Genomic DNA, 20,933 nt, shown 5'->3' on the forward strand with positions numbered 1-20,933 from the left:
GTTTATAAAACTTGGTTTTATTAATTATCAAATGGTTTAAAAAACCAAGGAAGTGGGTACATATTTGGATTTATTGCATTTATTTTCATCATATATGAAGCAAGAGATCTAGTGTTGTTTAATATTAATGGATTTTGTCCATCTCAGTTGATCCCAAAATAATTATAAAAGTTTTTGCTATAGGTTCAACTTTGTAAAAATCTTAAAGGAGCACCAGAATTTATAGTAGAAATATAATTATTATCAGCACCCATAACACCTGTACCAGAATTACCGGCATTAAAATATGCAGGTGTATATCCATCTTGTCGGTTAAATCCGACATTTTGATCACTAAAGATAGCACGATTTAATAAATATCCATTTTCTTTTGCATAAGGATAACCATTCATTGCAAACTGAGCCCGAACTGAGGTGAAGAATTCTAGATTTTGCCCATTGGTATTAAGTTTTAATGGAGGTAATTTATATCAGTTTTCAAACCATGCTGCTCGAACGTATAGTCCACTGTTATAGGCTTGTTCGATTACAGGTTTAATATCAACGATAGCAACTGTCATATCAGCAAATGCAGGATTTTGTCCATTTAAATCAAGTTGTTTCAAACCTGTTCAAACTATAGCGGCTTTAATGTTTTTTGGTGTATAAACATCGTTTTGACCAGCATCAACATTGTTTGAATAGTTATCTAAAGCGATATTCATATATCTACCTGCTTCAAAACGATTAGGTAAATTGTTTCCTTGCAGCGAATCTATATCGAATTTATTACCACCTTCAACATGGTTGTTAGTAATAATGTAAAATAAACCACTGTTTGGATCATCATTTACTTTTGCTAGCATTGTAGCAGTTCCGCGAGAATAACCAAACGTTCTAGATTTTGCATTATTAACTAAATCTATATTTACATCATTTTCTTTTCAACTACGATGTAAGAATTCGTTATCTTGCAAATACCCATCATGTAGTTTAAAATCAACATTTTGGTTTGGATTATATCAACTTAAATCGTATGCTTTCGGATCACTTATGAATGTTATCGGTTCGTTTTCTTGGTTGTAATCTAATTTTGTATAATCAAAAATATTTGTTTTTACACCAAAATTTTCTTCAACATTGTTTTCATATTCAATATGTATTGCAGCAGCATTTGATGCAAGCAGAAATGCCTTGTTTGGATCAAATTCATCAAACTTATCACTGTTATAAAATTTCGCATCACCGATTCCATATAAGTATCTTAATAAGTTACCAACAACTAATTTATACTTTGCATCAGTTAACTCGAAAACAAAATTAATATCACCTGAGTCATTTAATGTAGTGGTCAATGAAAAAGGTATATGAGGAAGTTCTTTTGAAACTTTTTCATAAAAAACATTCGATGTATGTGAATTTATAGTGATGGTTTTTTTGGTTTTTAATTTATCGTAATCTATTTCAAAATCATATCCACCTTTATTTTGGTGATCTCTATCAGAAATTCTTGATTTTCTTTTTGCGTTTTGAACTAAAACATTTCCAAAAAGATGTAAATATATTTTTCGATGGTTTGAATTATTGGATTCAAAAGTTTTAGCAAGATATTTAGATTTTAAAGTTCAATGAGCAGCATTATTTTCCTTGTCAAAAGTTCATAATGCATCTTTATAATATAATTCAATTTCCCTACTTCTAAAAATTGAATTTTTCTTGTATACAGTTGTTAAAGGTTTTTCTTTTGAAATATCTAAATCAACTTTAACTTCATTATTAGAGTTTCCTAATAAATATCATGTTCTACCGAAAATAGTTCTTCCTGGTTTCTCGTATTTTAAGGTTATATAGATATTATCGCCCGCATGAACAAGTTTATCAAGTTTAATATAATCTTTTGCAACCGTATAATCATTGTATGTTAGCGCTCTTGGATTTATGGTAATAAATTGATTAAAATTGCTTGCAGAAAGATTTTTAGCAACAAAGTTGCTTGATAAAGTTAAATCGGATTTTTTAATATTATTTAATATAACTTCAGGATATAATTTATCTTTATAATCGTTTTTTAAATTAACCAATGTGATAGAGTGATTAATATGATATCTTTTGTTTGTGTTTGTTTTATCTATAAATCCTAATTTAAATATCATCTTTCCGTATTCAGGATTTTGAACATCGTAGAAATAAATAAAATATTTTTTATTTATTTCATTCAAATTTAAATTATTTGAAACATCTGTTGATAAAGATATATCATCGTGATTGTATTCGTTTTTGTTGACATTTTCTTTTTTGAAATTATCACTTTCATCTTTAAATTCTTCGTTTTTTTCAACAGATACAGCCGTAGTGTTTTTAAAAGTAAGTAAGTAATTAAGCATTATCTGTGCATTTTGTCTCACTATATCAGTTGGATCTAAAACACTGTATTTAACTTCGCTGTGTCCTGTAAATTCAGCAAGGACTTTGCGATATTCAAAGTTTTTACTATTAATTTTATTAATGGTATCTTTATCTTTTTGATCAATTTCGTTATTTTCTCTTCGTGAAGGTGTTGGTTTAAAGTCATCATCAGTAAATTTGTTATTATTTTTAGGTTTAATATCGCGATATTGAATAGGTTTTCAATATTTGATATCTAGCGTTAAATTATCATAATCACTTTGATTTAATTTGATTTCATTACCATTTCCATCTTTAATTGAAAAAGTAATTAAAGCATTATTGGTAAAATGCTTACCTGCCGATTCGATAGTGGATGATTTAGCATATATCTGATATTCACCTATTTTAGGAAGTATATAGACATCATTAAATGTATCTTCAGGGTTCCTTTGGATAATTGAATAATTATTATGTGTGTTATTTAGGTTTTTGATTTTTATAAGGTTAAAGAGTTTTGAACCAGATTTATCCTTAAAAATTTCAAAAATCTTATCAAGTGCTTTTTGCTGTTTTTGTGTTAAATTATCAATTCTATCAAAATTTTGTGTTGTAAAACGAAGCGAGATTTCTTTTTTTAATTGTCCTTTTGTAACAATGAAATTAAATATAGCAGATGATTTAGTTGGATCTCCTGGATCGATTTCAAAAAGATGATTATTGGTGGTTTTTAAATCGACAGTAGTATCAGAAGATATATTATAATTAACTCAAGGATTGTTTTCTTTAAACCACATTAAAACAATGTTTTTTATTTGCATTGCTGAAAGTTTATTTGAATGATCTGCTGCATCATCAAGTAAAGGAAAATTTTTCTCGTTGTTTTTTGTTGTTGGTTCAACAAAAAAATCTTTATTATTAAATTGACTCTTTATTTTTTCATAAAAAGGTTCAATGTTATGTTTTCAAAATCATCATCTAAATAAACCTGCTTTTGTAAAAGCATTGTGGTATTCTTTGTATTGTCCATTGCTTCCTGTTTCGTTGTAATATTTTGTGTTACCTAAATAAATAGGGTTAACATAAAGATTTACAGGTTTATAATAATCGCTTTGTTTGAAAGCATTATTTAAGGAAATAGAAGCATCAAAAGTTTGATTATCTTCAGGTAAAAAATCTATTGAGTTTAAACTTGATACATTTAATGTTTTAATTATATGATTATTAAATAGTAGTTCTATATTCAAATTTAATTTATTATTTAAATCAAAGAAAGTAGTTGAATTTTCTTTGATTTTAAATTTAAAGTAGTTGTTAATATATGTTTGTTTGATAGATAAGTTATCTTTAAGAATTTGTAATGTAATAGCACTTTTTTTATAAAGACCTAAATTAAAATAATTAATATTATAGATTTCATCGAGATTTTTAATCGACGATTCATTAATAATGTTATTTACATCTTTTTCAGTATTATTAATGCTTAATTCACTTGTTACATCACCTCTTCAGACATTATTTTTAGCAGATGCATGATATGTTAAAATCAAAGTATTTTTATTATCATCTTTTAAATTTATATCAGTTAATTTATAGTTAAATTGATTACTTTTTGGCTCTTGTAACCATAATTTTGTATTTTTAAGATTAAAAGAAAGAGAAGTTAAATAACGATTTAAATCATATTTTGAGAGTCGATCATCAAGTTTTACATTAAGTTGTTTTTGTGCTTGTTTCTGATAATCATTGTTATTTTGATTATCTTTTTTATCTAATAATGAATCGAGTTTTTGCTTTCATAGAGCTAAGTTATTAATAAGTGTTTCCCTTAGATTCAAGATATGATTTAGATCGAATGTTTTAAGTTTTAAATCAGAAGTAAAAAACCTTAAAACAGCAGCAGAAAGTGAATTTAATTGATTTAAATCATCTTGACTGATATTGGATTTATCTAACTGTGATTGAGTGCTATAAGTTATGTGCAACTTGTTAAAAATATCTATAAACGAACTTAATTGATTGGTCTTTTGATTAATATCAGCAGCTATTTTTTGTGTTGATATATATTCATCAAGTTGCTTTTTTAAATCATCTGAAAAATTATTATTATCTTTGATTTTGTTAAACTCAGATAAAGCATTTTGGTAAACTTGATTACCATTTATATTATTTAAAAAAGAAGAAATTAAACTTATATATGTATTTAGTTTTTCTAGATAATTGTTATCTGTGGCTATATTTTCAATGTTTTTTAATAATTTTGAATTAGAAGCATCATCAAATGAATTTTTTGAAATTTGTTCATCTAATTTAGTTTTATTATCGCTGTTTATATAGTTAATATCATTATCTGTTTTTAATTGATTATATTTATCTAAAAGTATATTTAATTTTTCTTTTTCTTTGTTTAATTTATTTGCTCTACTTAAAAGTGTATTAATTTCATTGGAAATTAATACATTATCAATAGCATTAATAAATTGTGATTTAGTATCGTTTGTTAAAAGATTGAATGAAGTTATTTGATTTTTTGCTTGATTTTTAAGATTGTTTAGTTGAGTATTTGATTTATTTTTGTTTTTTAAACTATCAATTTCAGCATTTATTTGCTCTAAAATACTTTGGTATTGTATAGTTAATTTGTTAATATCATCAAATCTTTGTATTGATATATTTAAAGTGTTGAATTGTTCAAAATATTGCTTGAGTTCCGAAACATTTTCATGAGAATTTTTGATATTGGAAATTTCATCAAAAACAAATTTATTTGACTGTAAAATAGTCAAAAAAGAATTAAAACCGTTAATTCCATCTTGTTTTAGTAAAATTTGCAAAAATTTATCATTTGATAAATCATAATATGAAGAAAATTTACTTATTTCTTGTAAAAAAGTGTCATATTTTGCTTTAAATTTTACATAATTATCAATGGTAGAACTAATTTGAGCATCTTCATTAATAATTTTGTCCTTATATTCATCTATGTTTTTTGAATTCACACTTTTCAATTGATTAAGCAACTGGTTAATTGATTCATCTACATTTATATTTGAATTGATTAACGTAAAATATTTGGAACTATTTGCATCTGATAAATATGTTTTTAACTGTGAAACCTTTAAAAAAGTATTTTTTCAGTCAGTTAAATAACTTTTAAAAGATGTTAAAAACTTATCGAAATCTTTTTCTTTTACACTCTTTATAATCTTTTTTAAATCAGGTTTATAAGCGTTTGTTTGTGTTGGTAAACCTTTTCATTCAATAGTTTGTTCTATTTTAATAACAGAATGATTTTGATATTTCTTTTGTGATTCTAATGTTAAATTATTATGAGTTAAACCCACTCCTAAACCTACTGCTGTTGCTAAAACAGCAGAAGATGCTAATGTAGCAGCAGTTATAATTATTTTTGTTTTCTTTTTCATAATTACCTATATTTATATATTTATATTTTAGATTATTTAAAAATATAATGAAATTTCTTATAAAGTTCGCATTTAGTACTTTTTTTGGTTCTCTTTCGATAAAAATAAATAATAAAAATGCAACTGCATTTATAAATAATTAGAAAAATATAAAAAAGTATATAATATAAAAATATTTATATAATGTGAAATTAGGAGAAATGATGCTTAAAATTTTAGAACACCCACTTATTAAAATAAAACTTACTAAATTACGTGATAAAAATACATCACACAAAGAATTTAGAAGTAATTTAAATGAAATAGGTTCGCTAATGGTTTATGAAATTATGCGAAATTATAAAACAAAACCTAAACAAATTACAACTGCTTTAGGACAGGACTTTGTTGGTGATACATTTTCAAATGAAATAGTTTTGGTACCCATTTTACGTGCTGGATTAGGTATGACAGAAGGTTTACTTGATTTAATTCCACAAGCAAGAGTAGGACACATTGGAATGTATCGAGATGAAGAAACCTTACAACCAAACGAATACTTTTTTAAGATGCCTAATGTTCCAAAAGATAGTTTAATTATAGTAGTTGATCCGATGCTTGCTACAGGAAATTCAGCAGTCGATGCGATTAGACGGATTTATCAAGAGGGTTATACAAATGTACAGTTAGTGTGTCTAGTTGGAGTTAAAGAGGGTGTTAATAATGTTTTAAGTCATTTTGGAGATGACTTTCATATATATTTATCTGCACTTGATGCTAGGTTGAATAATAAAGGTTATATCGAACCTGGTTTAGGTGATGCAGGGGATAGAATTTTTGGAACAAAATAGGAGCAGAATGTCTTATAAATTTGAAGAAATAGAAAAAAAATGACAAAAATATTGACTTGATTCTAAAAATTTTGAACCTTCAAATAATTTTACATTACAAAAGAAATACATAGTTAGTATGTTTCCGTATCCTAGTGGGAAAATCCATATGGGACATGTTAAAAATTATGCTATAAGTGACGCGATGGCACGTTTTTATCGTCGTCAAGGGTTCAATGTATTTCATCCATTTGGGTGAGATGCGTTTGGTTTACCTGCTGAAAATGCAGCAATAAAAAATAATATTCATCCTAAAAAATGAACTTATGAAAATATTAAAAATATGGATGCTGAGTTAAAAAGACTTGGTTTATCTTTTGCTTGAGATCAAGAATGTATTACAGCAGATGCAACATATACAAAATGGGAACAATTTTTATTTATTCAACTTTGAAATAAAGGTTTGATTTATAAAAAGAATAGTTTGCTTAATTGATGCGAAAATGATAATACAGTTTTAGCAAATGAACAAGTAGTTGATAATAAATGTTGACGTTGCAATGAAAATGTTGTGCAAAAAGAAATGGATACATATTATTTAAAAATAACTGAGTATGCTGATGAACTTTTAAATGATTTGAAAATATTAGAAAATCATTGACCCCAACAAGTTTTGACAATGCAAAAAAATTGAATTGGTAGAGAAGAAGTATATAAAATTATCTTAGAATCTGCAAATAAAGATTTTGAAATAGTTGTTTTTGAAAAAGATTATCAAAATATTGTAAATGCAGACTTTTTGGCTATAAATTTTAAACACCCACTTGTGAAAAAACTAAAAAATCAGGGATTTTTGAACGAAAAAAAACAAAAAATACTTGATGAAATAAATAATTGTGTGATTAACAAAATTTTTGGTAAGAAATTGTCAATAAAAACACCATTTCAAGTTATTAATCCAGTTACTCATGATTTTTTAGATGTTTATATAACAGATTTCGCAAGTTTTTCTGCAAAAGAAGCACAATTTGCTTCAAGTAAGAATGAAAGTCATTTATCATTTATGAATGCAAATAGCATAAGTGTAAAAAACAAAATTAAAAATTATGTTGTTTTAGAAAAAGAACTAAAAAAGGTAGTTCAATATAATCTTAGAGATTGAGGAATTTCGAGGCAAAGATATTGAGGAACACCAATTCCTTTAATTCATTGTCAAGTGTGTGGAACTATACCAGTTCCCGAATCGGATTTACCTATATTATTACCTGAAAAAGTTGAATTCATCGGAAAAGGAAATCCTATTTTAACAAACAATGAATGACTAAAGACCAAATGCTATCGTTGTGGTATGGACGCAAAACGAGAAACAGATACACTTGATACATTTTTTGAATCAAGTTGATATTGAATGAGATATACAACACCACAAATTTTCAGGGATAATAACTTGTTTATCAAAGAAAATATAAATTACTGAAATCAAGTAGATGAATATATTGGTGGTATAGAACATGCAATTTTACACCTTTTATATGCTAGATTTTTTTCTAAAGCACTTGCTGACCTTGGTTTAATAAATTATCGCGAACCTTTTTTAAATCTTTTAACACAAGGAATGGTGTTAAAAGATGGTGCAAAAATGTCGAAATCAAAAGGTAATGTAGTTGAACCAAAAGAAATGATAGAAAAATATGGTGCAGATGCAACCAGATTGTTTGTTTTTTTTGCTGCTCCACCAGCAAAAGAATTAGATTGAAGTGATGCAGGACTAAATGGATGTTTTAAGTTTTTGAATCGACTAAGTGATAGGATTAATGAATTGCCTGAAAATACAACCTTAGATGAAATAAATATAGAAAAGTTATCTTCAAAAGAAAAGAATGCAAGAAGAAAACTTTATCAAGGAATGCAAAAATATTTAGATGTCTTTAACAAAAGAGAAAATGAATATGCATTTAATACTGTTATTGCATGAGTAATGGAAACATTTAATGAGTACGATACGATTAAAGATGTTGCTTTATTAAAAGAGATGTATTATGTCGTTTTGAATATTTTAGAACCTTTTGCCCCACACCTTGCTTGAGAATATTCAGAAAAATATTTTAATTTAAAAAACTTAAAAGATTTTAGTATAGATGAATCAGCATTAATTGTGAACGAATTAAGTTATGGTATAACCGTAAATGGTAAAGTCCGTGGAGAAATATTGGTTGATATAAATTCAAGCGAATCAGAAGTTTTAGAAAAAGCACAAAAAGAAGTTACAAAATGATTAGAAGGAAAACAAATTATTAAAAAAATATTTATACCTAAGAAATTAATTAATTTTGTCATAAAATAAGGAGAATAATGAAAAATAAAAACATATACCCATTATTAGTTGTTGATACAAACTGAATGTCTTTTCCAAAAGGTATTCATCAAATAGAAACAGATGCATTTAATTTGTATTCATCTGGTGCTTTAGTTATTCCTAAAACAAATATAGAACATAAATTTGTTGTTTCGTTTACAAATAATGAGCATGAATTAGAAAGTAAAGCAGTATTTGTTAAATTCTTAAAGGCAGAACCACTTGAACCTCCTGTAAAAGATTCAGAACGAGATCAAAAATGTATGTTGACATATGAAGTTTTAGGTTTTTTTAACATAAAAGAATATGGTTTCGCTGAAACAGATGAAGATGGTTATGTTTTGTTAGAAACTTATCAACCTGTTAAAGAAGGAGATGGAGATAAACTATATGAAGAACAATTAGTCAGAGTTTGTTCGGGTGAAGTAAAGTTTGTTCCTGAAGAACCTAATTCTGATGAAACAAATGAAGTTTATAAATTTGACTTATTACCACAAAATCATGATTTAGATGCAATGCTTTCTGCTTTAAAAGGGATAAGGGATACTGAAAAAATCCCTGGTATAAAAGAAACACAATCAGTTAATATTATTTTTCAATATAATCCGATAACAAAAAAACCATATACAACCGATGACCTTTCTGCACTTATTAATTCATATTATCCGAACTTTGAATTAAAAACAAGAGAAGAAAAAATTAAGTTTTTATTTACTTTTTTATCATTTTTATCACCCGAAATAAATGAAAAGTTTGCTGCATTTTATAAATTTAACATTATTTCTTTAATGAAATTAATTGCATCCGCAACAGGTATGATGAGTCAAAATGTTGATATAGAATCACAAATGACTCAAAAGATGACAGATAAAATGGCAAGTCAACATAAAGAATATGTACTTCGTGAAAAATTAAAATATATACAAGATGAATTAGAAGGAATGAATGTTGATCCAAGCGATGATGATGATTATGCAAAAGAGTTAAAAGATAAAAATAAATCTTTCCGTTACCCTGAATCAGTAAAAAAAATTATTGCTGAAGAAACAAAGAGAGCGAACGAAATGATGGCTACATCACCAGAAGCAAATATTTCAAAAACTTATGTCAATCATCTCAAAAGACTACCATGAAGACTTACACAAAAAGAGTTATTAGATTTAGATCATGCTAAAAAAACTCTTTCTAAGTATCATTATGGACTTGAAGAAGTTAAGCAACGTGTTTTAGAATATATCGCTGTTATTATTAATACAGAAAGAAATAAAAAGAAAAAAGAAAATAAATTACCTTATGATGAAAATTATGAGATTGATATGAATTTGTTTAAGGATTCTAATAAACAAAATGATAAAACATTTAATAATGTCCCTATTATTTGTTTAGTTGGGCCACCTGGGACAGGAAAAACATCGCTTTCTAAAGCAATTGCAGAATCATTATCCAGAAAGTTTGTAAAAATTTCTCTTGGAGGAGTACATGATGAAAGCGAAATCCGTGGACACAGAAGAACCTATGTAGGAGCAATGCCGGGAAAGATTATTAAAGCTATTTCACAATGTTCTGTTTCTAATCCAGTTATCTTATTAGATGAAATTGATAAAATGGCTTCAACAAATAAAGGGGATCCGGCATCTGCGATGTTAGAAGTTTTAGATCCAGAACAAAATACAAAGTTTCAAGATCACTACTTAGAACATGAATACGATTTATCTAAAGCAATTTTTATTGCGACTGCTAATTATTACGAAAACATTCCTCATGCTTTAATAGACCGAGTTGAAGTTATCGAATTATCTGCTTACACATTAACTGAAAAATTAAAAATTGCACAGCAACACTTGATGCCAAAAGTAACAGAACAAGTTGGGGCAAGTAGCAACTTTATGCAGATTTCTGAAGACACAATGAAATACATTATTCAAAACTATACCAAAGAAGCCGGAGTTCGTGGATTAAAACGTGTCTTAGATAAATTAGCACGCAAATTCGTGCTTAAAAAACTCGAATTACCAAAACTAAAAAATAAACAATTCGAGGTAAAAATAAATGATTTAAAAGAACTTTTAGGACCCGAAAAATTTAAAGATAATGAAAATGATGGATACAAAACCCCTGGTGTAGTTAATGGTTTAGCATATACATCAGTTGGTGGATCAACCTTGCAAATTGAAGTTAATACTTATCCAGGAAAAGGAGAAATTAAATTAACAGGTTCATTAAAAGATGTTATGAAAGAATCTGCTAATATATCACTTTCATATGTGCGTGCAAATGCTGCTAGATATGGTATTACAGACTTTAATTTTGATGAAACAACAATTCATATTCATGTGCCTGAAGGAGCAGTACCAAAAGATGGCCCAAGTGCAGGAGTGACATTTACCACTGCATTAATATCAGCATTATCACAACGAATTGTATCATCTGAAATAGGTATGACAGGTGAAATAACTCTTAGAGGTAATGTTTTAGATATCGGTGGCCTAAAAGAAAAATCATTTGCTGCCGCTTCTAAAAACTTAAAATATGTTTTTATACCTACAGGAAATGTAAAAAACTTAATTGATGTTCCTATGGAAATTAAAGAAAAGTTAACTTATATTCCTGTATCTAATTATGAAGAAATATATGAGGTAGTTTTTGAGAAGAAGAAACCAAAGAAACAATTAGAGTTTAATCAATAGTGAAAAAACATTTTAGTGAAAAATCATTTACTTTTTTCACTATCAACTTTATTGTTGGTTTAGGTTTCCTTACAACTTTTTCAGAAATACTAAATATAGGATTTTACGGATATTTAGTTATCGCTCTTTGTTTGCTTACAATGATAGGAACTGCATTAGTATTTGCTCGTTTAGGGAATGCTTTTAAAGAACATTATGGTGGTTCATATGCTTATGCAAGACACCTTGATTCAACCTTGTTTGAAGAACAGTCAAATGTTGAAAACAAATGATATAAATTTAAAAAAGGTTTTGTAAAGAACTTTTGTTATTTCATTGGTTGAAATCAATTCTTACAATCACCTGTTTTATCATCTGTGTCACCTTTGTTTTTAGCGCAAACTTTTGAATTAGTAATACCTAAAACTATTTCAAATTATATAACTATAATATGGATTATAAGGGTCATTGCATTTATCTTCTTTGGTGCATTGATATTGATATCAACCAAAGGATTATCACTTAATACAAAAGTTGTATTTTTAACATCTGCTGTAAAATGAGCATTTTTGTTGATAGGTTTTGTAAATTTAGTATATCTTTCGGTTATAAAACCAGGTGGATATACAGTTGTTTATGAAACAACAAAAAAAGCAACATCTACAATGATTTTTGGAAGTATTTTAGTTTTTATTTTTGCTTTTGCAGGAATTGAAGATATGGCTTCTATGGCAAAAGACGCAGAATTTAAAAATTTTAAAAGAATTTTATTTGTTTCCCTAGGAATTGTAGCATTTGTTTACCTAGCATTTTATAGTGTTTATTTAGCAATAAAGTTTGATTCAAATAACAATGAATTTTCACAAATTTATTATCTTGTAATGAATATTACAGGAACGATTGTGTTTATTATTGGATTTATATTTAATGATATAGGGTATAAAATTACACAAACGGTATCTACAGCAAGAAAGTTAATTCCGCTTGCATTAGATAATCATATTAATCCAAAATATGCAGATCATAATAAACACGGTGAATACCGTAATGCAATCATTTTAACAGCAGTTATTACATTTATAGCAATGCTTGTTTTATGATTAGTACCAACCCTTTTAAGCAAAACAAAAGATAATGATAACCCGTTCTTTACAGCTGTTATAAAAGTAAATAGTTTAGCACTGTTAATTGAAGATACTTTAACAGCTGTTGTAGCATTAATTTTAGAAAAAAAGAAACAAATATCTAAAATCCCATGATGAGAAAAAACAATATATATAGTTAATATTTTATGAATTTCAACTTTAATTTTATTTTTCTTAGTACCAAACATATTAGGTAACAACTGAGATGAGACCAACACCTTTGTTGTAGTTGTATATCTATCATTTGTTTTGATAGGATTTATAATAAAATGAATGTGAATTTATAAACAAAAGAAACCGAACAATTTAAAAAAGATAATTTTTTGAAAGGAAATATGGAACAAAAGAAAAAAGAACAACGTTTAAAAGAACTTACAGAATTACAATATAAAGTAACTCAAGAAGGATATACAGAACATCCATATTCAAATGAATATGATGAACATTTTGAAGAAGGAATTTATGTGGATATCGTTGATGGAACACCACTTTTTAAATCACAAGATAAATTTAATTCAGGATGTGGGTGACCAGCATTTAGTAAACCGATAGATGAAGATGTTGTAACAGAACATAGCGATTATTCACATAATATGATTCGAACTGAGGTAAAAAGTAAAAATGCCGATTCACACTTAGGACATGTATTCAAAGATGGTCCAAGAAAATTAGGTGGACTTCGGTACTGCATTAATTCTGCATCATTGCGTTTTATTCCCGTAGATAAATTAAAAGATGAAGGTTATGAAGAATACCTTGAATTATTTAAAAAATAACTGTAAAGCACTATAATGTGCTTTTTGTTATTTCAAAATATAAAAAATAAAGTAAAATAACTATATGAATTTTAATGGTTCAAAAGTAGATGATTCAAACGAAGATAAGGATGTTTTAGATAACCTAATTCTGCTATCTCAATCAGGAAATGATGAACTAAAAAAAGAGCAAAAATGATTCAAAAAGAACATTAATTCAGCTTATAAATATCAGCAAAATGTTAGTATCGAATCCAAATTAATAGAAAAACAAGAAGTTTTTGATTTCGATTTTAATTATTTGTATAAAGAATTATTACAAGGTTATATAGACTTAAAAATTAAATTCGATAAACAAAACGACTCATATGTAGATGATATAGAATTTATTGAAAAAGATAAAGCACAATATTTAATTGATACATTAGCTTCAGAAGAACACAATATATCAAATACTACAAAAGTAAGAATAAAGAAAAAGAAACTTGGAGGTAGTGATGAAAGTTAATATTGCAATAGATGGGCCATCTGGAGTAGGTAAATCCACAGTAAGTAAGCAAATAGCAAGCAGATATGGTTTCACTTTTATAAATAGTGGTAGTGTATATCGGGCAATCGCAAAAAACACCATTGATAATGGTGTTGATTCTCGTGATCAAGAAAATGTTATTAAGACATTACAAAAAGGTATGATTAAACTGCTAGAAAATGACAGAATTGAATTAAAAGGAATTGATGTATCAAAAGCTATAAGGGCCGATTATATCTCACAAATAACTCCGTCTGTAGCTAAAATTCCTGCAGTGCGAGAGTTCGTGGTTGATTATATTCAACAACTTACTAAAAAACGTAAAGGATATATTATCGATGGGAGGGATACAACTTTTAAAATTATGCCCCATGCTGAAGTAAAAATCTTTTTATGAGCAGAAGAAGAAGAAAGAGCAAAGCGTAGAATGAAGCAAAATCAGGAATTAGGTTATAATACAGGTTTTGCAGAAGTGCTTTATGAAGTAAAAAAACGAGACGAACAAGATATGAATCGTGAAGTTGATCCGTTACATAAAACTGAAGATGCAGTATTTATTGATTGTACTAATTTAGAGATAGAAGAAGTGATAGCAAAGATTATGGATTTGGTTAAAGAAAGGTCAAAAGATGCATAATACAGTTGCAATTATTGGAAAACCTAATGTAGGAAAAAGCACCTTATTTAATCGTATTATAGGTAAAAAGATATCAATTGTTTATGACCAACCAGGTGTTACAAGAGATAGATTGTATGAAAAAATTACTTGATCAGGTCATGAAATCAAATTAATTGATACCGGCGGAATTGAAATTGAAAATAAACCTTTTCAAGAACAAATCCAGATTCAAGCAAAAATAGCGATTGAAGAAGCAGATGTTATTGTTTTTATTTTTGATGGAACAAACGAAATAAGTAATGATGATTTATTCATAATGAATATTTTAAGAAAAAGTAATAAACCTATTATTGCTGTAGCAAACAAACTAGAAAACAACCAGCAATTCGATTATGGATGATATGCTTTAGGAGTTGAACATATTTATCCTGTTTCTGCATTACATGGTGAAGGTGTTGGTGAAGTTTTAGATAAGTGTTTAGAATATCTTGATTTCAGCGATGAAGACCAAAATGATTATTTTAATTTAGCGATTATCGGAAAACCTAATGCTGGTAAAAGTTCGCTACTTAATAATTTAACTAAAGAGTATCGTTCAATTGTTTCAGAAATTGCAGGAACCACACGAGATAGTGTTAAATCAACTGTTGAAATAGACCATAAACTATATAATGTGATTGATACAGCAGGAATAACAAAAAAATCAAAATTAATTGAAAGTGTTGATCATTATGCTTTAATGCGAGCAATGAATTCGCTATCAGAAGCTGATTTGTCTTTGATAGTAATCGATGCGACACAACAAGAAGTATCACATTTTGATTCTAGAATTATAGGATATGCATTAGAGAATGAAAAACCAATAATTGTGGTAATAAATAAATGAGATTTAGTTGAAAAACAAACAAATACAATGGCTGATTATGAAAAGAAAATGAGAAATAAATTTCATTTTGTTCCATGAGTTCCTTTTGTATTTATTTCAGCAAAATTTAATCAAAGAATTAATAAGTTGATAGTAACTTTATCAGAAGTTCGTGAAAATATGGAAAGAGATATAAAACCGTCGTTGCTTTCTAATTTAGTGCTTGAAACACAACTTATTCAACCAGCACAACCGTTTAATGGTGGAAGATTAAATATTTATTATGTTCGTAAAGAATTATCAAAAATACCTACTTTTACATTCTTTGTAAATAATAAAAAATTCTTACACTTTTCATATCAAAGGTTTTTAGAAAATCAATTGAGAGCTACCTTTAATTTCAAAGGTTGTCCAATTAAGATGTATTTTAAGAATAAGAATGGGTTGGAGTAAAATTGGTTGATAAAAACTAGAGTTAGTTAACATTTTCTTTAAGAAAAATAATTAAAATAAAGTAGAAGGTTATAGTGGCATTGATTAGAACCTAAATTTTTGCTGTTTTTAACCTAGCAAAAAAAACGGCATATTTTTAAAATAAGACGCCGAGTGGTCCCTTAGGCGTCCTACTTATGAATAGTATAAGGATTTTATTTATTAATGTGGTATTAAAGAAAGAAAATTTACATAATACTTTAAAATCTAAATATTCTCATATCATTTTTTAATTTTTTTCGCCATTAATTTTCTTCTTTCAGGCAAAAATTTATCTTTATAATCTTTATATGTTCAGTTTATTATATCTTTTGGAATACAGTTTTCATCGAGATTTTCATCCAATTCTTCTAAGGAAATCTTTCTACCAAGGAAAAGAGAATTATTTGTTTTTATATCTTGAATTATTTCTTTAAAATATACATTAGGTGCTTTGTCTTTGATCTTAATATTTATATTCTTTTCTAAATATACTAAGTTAGCAGAATGGTTGTATCATTTTTTCTCAGATAAAAATGAATATTCATTAAATTCATTAGAAGAATTAATTAAATATTGTTTGGGAAAAATATGGTGTTTGTCACTGATTAAATTTTTTAACATATCCTCTTGTGTTAATCAAGGAGTAAGAAATCCTTTATTGCCGTTAGCAACTGAGGCGGCATAATAACATTTTAGAAAAGGATTTTCTTGTATACTTGTATCTAAGAGTTCAGGAAGTCTTAGTTCTCAAAAATCAGTTGTCAATTCTGTTTGATCTATTTTTCTTAATATCACTTCGATTCCTAATTCTTTTATATTTCTTAAATCATTAATAACTTGATCAACATAACTATCTTTATATCTTTTTGTTAATAAAGACATTATATACCATTTAACAGTGTATTTTTTAACTTCTTCCATACCAAGACGAGAAAGTTTTCTAAGCTTTAAAAAGACTATATAAGCAATATTTATTACAACAGAATTTTTATTGATTTTTATATTTTTAAATCCTATATTTTTGATTGCTTGTGTAAAAGTATTGAAATTATATTTGTCTATAAAACTCGAAATTCCATTAATAATTTTTTCAAAATTACTTTGTATATTTTCTGGAATATATTCTCTTTTTTCGAAATCCCTACCAGATAATAATTCAACAAGATCGCTCATTTTTGCTCTATCAAAAATATGAGAAAATGAAACAAATAATATATCATTCACTGATGGTTTATAAATATAATCATTATTATTTATATTACTAAGTCAAGTAATTTTCTGACCCATTTCAGTTTTAAAAAAATCTGGATCAATTTTTTCAATCTCTCTGTAAATATTATTATCGGTTTTTAGGATTTCAGAAAAATAATTCATAACTCTAATTATATTTGTTCCGTAATTTTTATTTGCAGAAATTTTACTTATTGAATAATCCAAAAGCTTTAAAGGTGTCCCTTTGGAATTTATCCTTATAAAAATTTCTGTAAGCGTTTCCAGATCAACATATTCTTTTATTTCAATTACCCCAATATTAGTTGATCATATTTTATGTTTTAAATTATCTATTTTGCTATCGATATCTTCCATAGTTATTTCTGGATTATCATTAATATATTTTTGACAAACTTTATAATGAGAATGACCTTTAAATATATCTGAAATATCAGATATTCATTTTTTACTATTTTTTGTATATGCATTTTGTATTTTAAAAATCTCTTCATTTTTCTTAGGGAAGGGGTTAAAAGAAACAATTATTCTTCTTTTTTTATAATTTTCATCCAAGACTTCTAAACCATTAATTATTGCATTTAGAGCAGTTAACCTTTGTTGACCATCAATCAAAACAGTTTCAAAATCATCATTTGAAACATAACTCTTCCGTTTTATATCATTATTACGAGGTCTGTTTGTTATTATATAACCTATTGGGAAACCATGATATAAGGAATCGAACAAATCACTTACTTGTTTGTCTTTTCAAACATAAGGTCTTTGCATTTCGGGAATTATAAGTTTATCCTGAGAAAGTTCATAAATAATATCTTTAATTGTTCTTTGTTTTAGTTCATATTTAGTATTATTTTCCATAATCTTCCTTGTATAAATGTGAATATTTCCTTTATTATATACAAAAAAAAAAAAAAAAACAAACCACAAATTTTTGCACCGGAGCTTGTTATTTGTTTAGTAGTTCGTTTTCTTTTTCTTTGGTTAATTGAACGACTTTTTCAATTAATAAATCTACTTCTTTTTGAACAGCATCTAAGTATTTCTTTTCTTCATCCTCAGAAAGTTCTTCATTTGCTTTAATCATCTTATTTATTTCTTGACGAGCATTACGGATTCCTATTTTAGTTGCTTCAGTTAGTTTTGCTAAGTTCTTGATCATCTCTTTACGACGTTGAGTTGTTAAAGATGGAAATGTAAGTCTAATTTGATTACCTTCATCAACGGGGGGAATCCCAAGATTTGCTTTATCTAAAGCTTTAGCAATTTCTTTTACTGATGCCATATCATAAGGCTTAACTAAAAGTTGTTGTGGTTCAGGAACTGAGATGTTTGCTAATTCATCAAGTGGAGTGGGAACATCATAATAGTTTACCCGAATCCCTTTAATAAGTTGTGGATTGGCTCTACCAGTAGAAATTTTTGACATCTCAAATTTAAAATGACTAATTGCTTTTTCAGATTTTTCTTGTAGTTCTAATAAATAAGTTTCTATATCCATTATTTAATTACCTCTGTGTGTGTTATTTGTCCTTTTAAAACTTTTAATATTGAATCTTCTTCGAGTAAGTTAAATATAATTAAATTAATATTGTTATCACGAGCCATACTAGTGGCAGTTAAATCCATAACTTGTAATTTTTTTTCAAGTATTTCATTATATGTAATTTTATCATATCTTTTTGCATTCGGATTTGTTTTAGGATCACTATCATAAATCCCATCGGTTCCATTTTTACCCATTAAAATAACTTCTGCACCAATTTCAGATGCATATAATGTAGATGCAGTATCAGTGGTGAAATAAGGGCGACCAGTTCCACCGACAAAGATTACAACCTCTCCATCTTCAAGGTATTTCATTGTTTTTTCATTTACATAGTTTTCCGCAACACGAGCATCAATGTTCAATGAACTTTGCACCCTTGCTTTAAGTCCCACAAGCTCAAAACCACTACGAAGCGCTAAACCATTCATTATGGTAGCGAGCATCCCGATGTAATCGGCACGATTACGAGGAATACCATTTTTTTCAGCAGATGCACCTCTTCAGAAATTACCACCACCAATAACAATAGACACTTGTACACCTTGCTTTACAATTTCTTTTAATTGTATGGCAATTTTCTTAACAAGTTCGTTATCAATTGCTAGGTGTTTTTCTTTGTTAGCAAAACCTTCACCAGAAAGTTTTATTAAGATTCGTTTATATTTAATCATTTTTCCTCTAATATAATTTATTTATCATATTATAAACAAATTTTATGAATTGTTATATTTAAATATAAAAGGACATTTAAAAATGTCCTTTTATTAATTCTTGTTATCATTTTTTATTAAAATTTTAAGGTATTTATAAAAGTTATTTGTATTTTTATGACAAGTGAATTCAACTTTTTATATTACGACTTTATGTTTTTATATAATAAACTTATACATCAGCTTTATCAGTTGTTATAATTGAAGGTAAATATTTATAAAGATTCAAAATTTCTTGTTTTGTAGCTTTTTTAATCGTTACTGATTTGCTTTTGTCAATATATTTTATGTTCATTAACAATTTTGGGTCTCTATTTTTATAATCCAAAGGAAGGTTTTCACCTAATAAATAAAAATCAACAACAAAAAATGTCAAATTATTTTCACCTTTACTTTTATAGTCAGGAACTAATACCAAATTTGGAATTTTATCATCGTTTACTCAAACCTCATACATTAATAAATTTTTCGTTTTAAAGAATTCAACAATATCTTGGTTATTTAAATAAATTTCTTTAAACTTTTCTAGATTAATTTCCTTTAATTTTTCTTCTGTTAAATTATTTATATCAAAAACTACCTTGTCTTTGAACAAATTATAGTATTTCTTGACAAAAGACAAATTAAACTTATCTAAAAACCGTTTATTTAATTCTTCAACTGAATTAATATATGAATATTTATTTTTTAATAAATATTCAAATTTACCAGCATCTTCTTTATTGTTTTTCCACATATAATAAAAATAATTATCGTTAATATCTTTAATCATATTGTCTTTTTTATAAGACAGTATATATGAATAAAAATTGCCTATATCATCTTTATTATATTTATTAGAGTCTTTTTGTGAATATGAGCAAGAAGTAACAAGTAAAGAGAAAGAAGCAGAAGAAATAGATAATATTTTTTTAATCTTATTTTTCAATATAATATCTCCTTATCATAAAATTTTGTAAGAAATTAATTACCTATATGATTTCTTACATTTTTATTTTATAAGAAAAGAAGAAAGTAATCTAGAAAAAGATATAAAAAGTCATTTAAACTTTTTATATCTGCAATTTTATGGAAAAGAAATATGCACTTATACTTACTATACAAATTACACCAGCACCTTATTAATAATTTCTTTAGCCTTTACTTTATTATTCTTAGCTAGTTCTTTTTTATACTCACTATAATTAATTCTATTTATCTTATCTAAATTATTTTTAGCATATATAGTATTTAAATAAGTAAATAAATAGTTATATGATGCAACATTAAAATTATCATTTTTTATATCTACATCATACCCCGGCAAGAACGAACTTAAATTTCTATCATCTTGTTCATCTAACACAGTATACCACCCCAGCACTTCGTTATTAAGTTTTTCGTTAGCATCCTTATACATAAACTCGAAATTACTATTTTTACCATAAGGTAGCATAT

The 20,933-nt window shown here is 26.8% G+C and carries 14 protein-coding genes; 8 read left to right on the plus strand and 6 right to left on the minus strand.

The genetic code is table 4. From position 1 onward, the window contains the following. Positions 1-20: 20 nt before the first annotated feature. Positions 21-5,789 carry a coiled-coil domain-containing protein gene (locus tag ACXYRN_RS02405; RefSeq protein ID WP_458607540.1) on the minus strand — a complete coding sequence of 1,923 codons (5,769 nt, stop codon included), beginning with the start codon at positions 5,787-5,789 and terminating at the stop codon, positions 21-23. A gap of 203 nt (positions 5,790-5,992) precedes the next feature. On the opposite strand from ACXYRN_RS02405, the gene upp reads away from it, so the two are divergent. From upp to der, 8 genes are all read left to right on the plus strand, one after another. Further along, positions 5,993-6,619 (plus strand): uracil phosphoribosyltransferase, encoded by a 627-nt coding sequence (upp, locus tag ACXYRN_RS02410; RefSeq protein ID WP_458597804.1) that lies wholly within the window; start codon positions 5,993-5,995, stop codon positions 6,617-6,619. A gap of 7 nt (positions 6,620-6,626) precedes the next feature. Next, the gene (locus ACXYRN_RS02415) at positions 6,627-8,942 is read left to right on the plus strand and encodes a class I tRNA ligase family protein (RefSeq protein ID WP_458607541.1); all 2,316 of its coding nucleotides are present in this window, start codon (positions 6,627-6,629) and stop codon (positions 8,940-8,942) included. Positions 8,943-8,950: 8 nt separating this feature from the next. Continuing rightward, on the plus strand, positions 8,951-11,641 hold the full coding sequence (gene lon / locus ACXYRN_RS02420; RefSeq protein WP_458607542.1) for an endopeptidase La: 2,691 nt from the start codon (positions 8,951-8,953) through the stop codon (positions 11,639-11,641). Then, positions 11,641-13,131: an APC family permease gene (locus tag ACXYRN_RS02425; RefSeq protein WP_458607543.1), complete on the plus strand. Its 1,491-nt coding sequence runs from the start codon at positions 11,641-11,643 to the stop codon at positions 13,129-13,131. Before lon ends, ACXYRN_RS02425 begins: the two co-directional genes overlap by 1 nt. After that, positions 13,101-13,541 carry a peptide-methionine (R)-S-oxide reductase MsrB gene (gene msrB / locus ACXYRN_RS02430; protein WP_458597812.1) on the plus strand — a complete coding sequence of 147 codons (441 nt, stop codon included), beginning with the start codon at positions 13,101-13,103 and terminating at the stop codon, positions 13,539-13,541. The genes ACXYRN_RS02425 and msrB overlap by 31 nt, the downstream gene beginning before the upstream one ends. A 64-nt stretch (positions 13,542-13,605) precedes the next feature. Then, positions 13,606-14,028 carry a hypothetical protein gene (locus ACXYRN_RS02435; RefSeq protein WP_435129568.1) on the plus strand — a complete coding sequence of 141 codons (423 nt, stop codon included), beginning with the start codon at positions 13,606-13,608 and terminating at the stop codon, positions 14,026-14,028. Beyond that, positions 14,018-14,686: a (d)CMP kinase gene (gene cmk / locus ACXYRN_RS02440; RefSeq protein ID WP_435129571.1), complete on the plus strand. Its 669-nt coding sequence runs from the start codon at positions 14,018-14,020 to the stop codon at positions 14,684-14,686. Before ACXYRN_RS02435 ends, cmk begins: the two co-directional genes overlap by 11 nt. Next, positions 14,679-15,986: a ribosome biogenesis GTPase Der gene (gene der, locus ACXYRN_RS02445; protein ID WP_458597817.1), complete on the plus strand. Its 1,308-nt coding sequence runs from the start codon at positions 14,679-14,681 to the stop codon at positions 15,984-15,986. The genes cmk and der overlap by 8 nt, the downstream gene beginning before the upstream one ends. Before the next feature lie 246 nt (positions 15,987-16,232). Here the strand turns inward: der and ACXYRN_RS02450 are convergent, their stop codons facing one another. The 5 genes from ACXYRN_RS02450 to ACXYRN_RS02470 all read right to left on the minus strand — a co-directional run. Next, positions 16,233-18,098 (minus strand): GmrSD restriction endonuclease domain-containing protein, encoded by a 1,866-nt coding sequence (locus tag ACXYRN_RS02450; RefSeq protein WP_458597819.1) that lies wholly within the window; start codon positions 18,096-18,098, stop codon positions 16,233-16,235. Between the two features lie 88 nt (positions 18,099-18,186). Further along, positions 18,187-18,738, minus strand: coding sequence for a ribosome recycling factor (frr, locus tag ACXYRN_RS02455; RefSeq protein WP_458607544.1), 552 nt, complete (start codon positions 18,736-18,738; stop codon positions 18,187-18,189). Beyond that, complete coding sequence (pyrH, locus tag ACXYRN_RS02460) at positions 18,738-19,457, minus strand: UMP kinase (RefSeq protein WP_458597822.1); 720 nt, start codon at positions 19,455-19,457, stop codon at positions 18,738-18,740. The genes frr and pyrH overlap by 1 nt, the downstream gene beginning before the upstream one ends. 211 nt (positions 19,458-19,668) lie before the next feature. After that, on the minus strand, positions 19,669-20,424 hold the full coding sequence (locus tag ACXYRN_RS02465; protein WP_458597824.1) for a hypothetical protein: 756 nt from the start codon (positions 20,422-20,424) through the stop codon (positions 19,669-19,671). A gap of 177 nt (positions 20,425-20,601) precedes the next feature. After that, positions 20,602-20,933, minus strand: a 332-nt coding sequence (locus ACXYRN_RS02470; protein WP_458607545.1) for a hypothetical protein, incomplete at its 5' end; no start/stop codon positions are given.

Source organism: Mycoplasma sp. 4423, assembly GCF_054353855.1.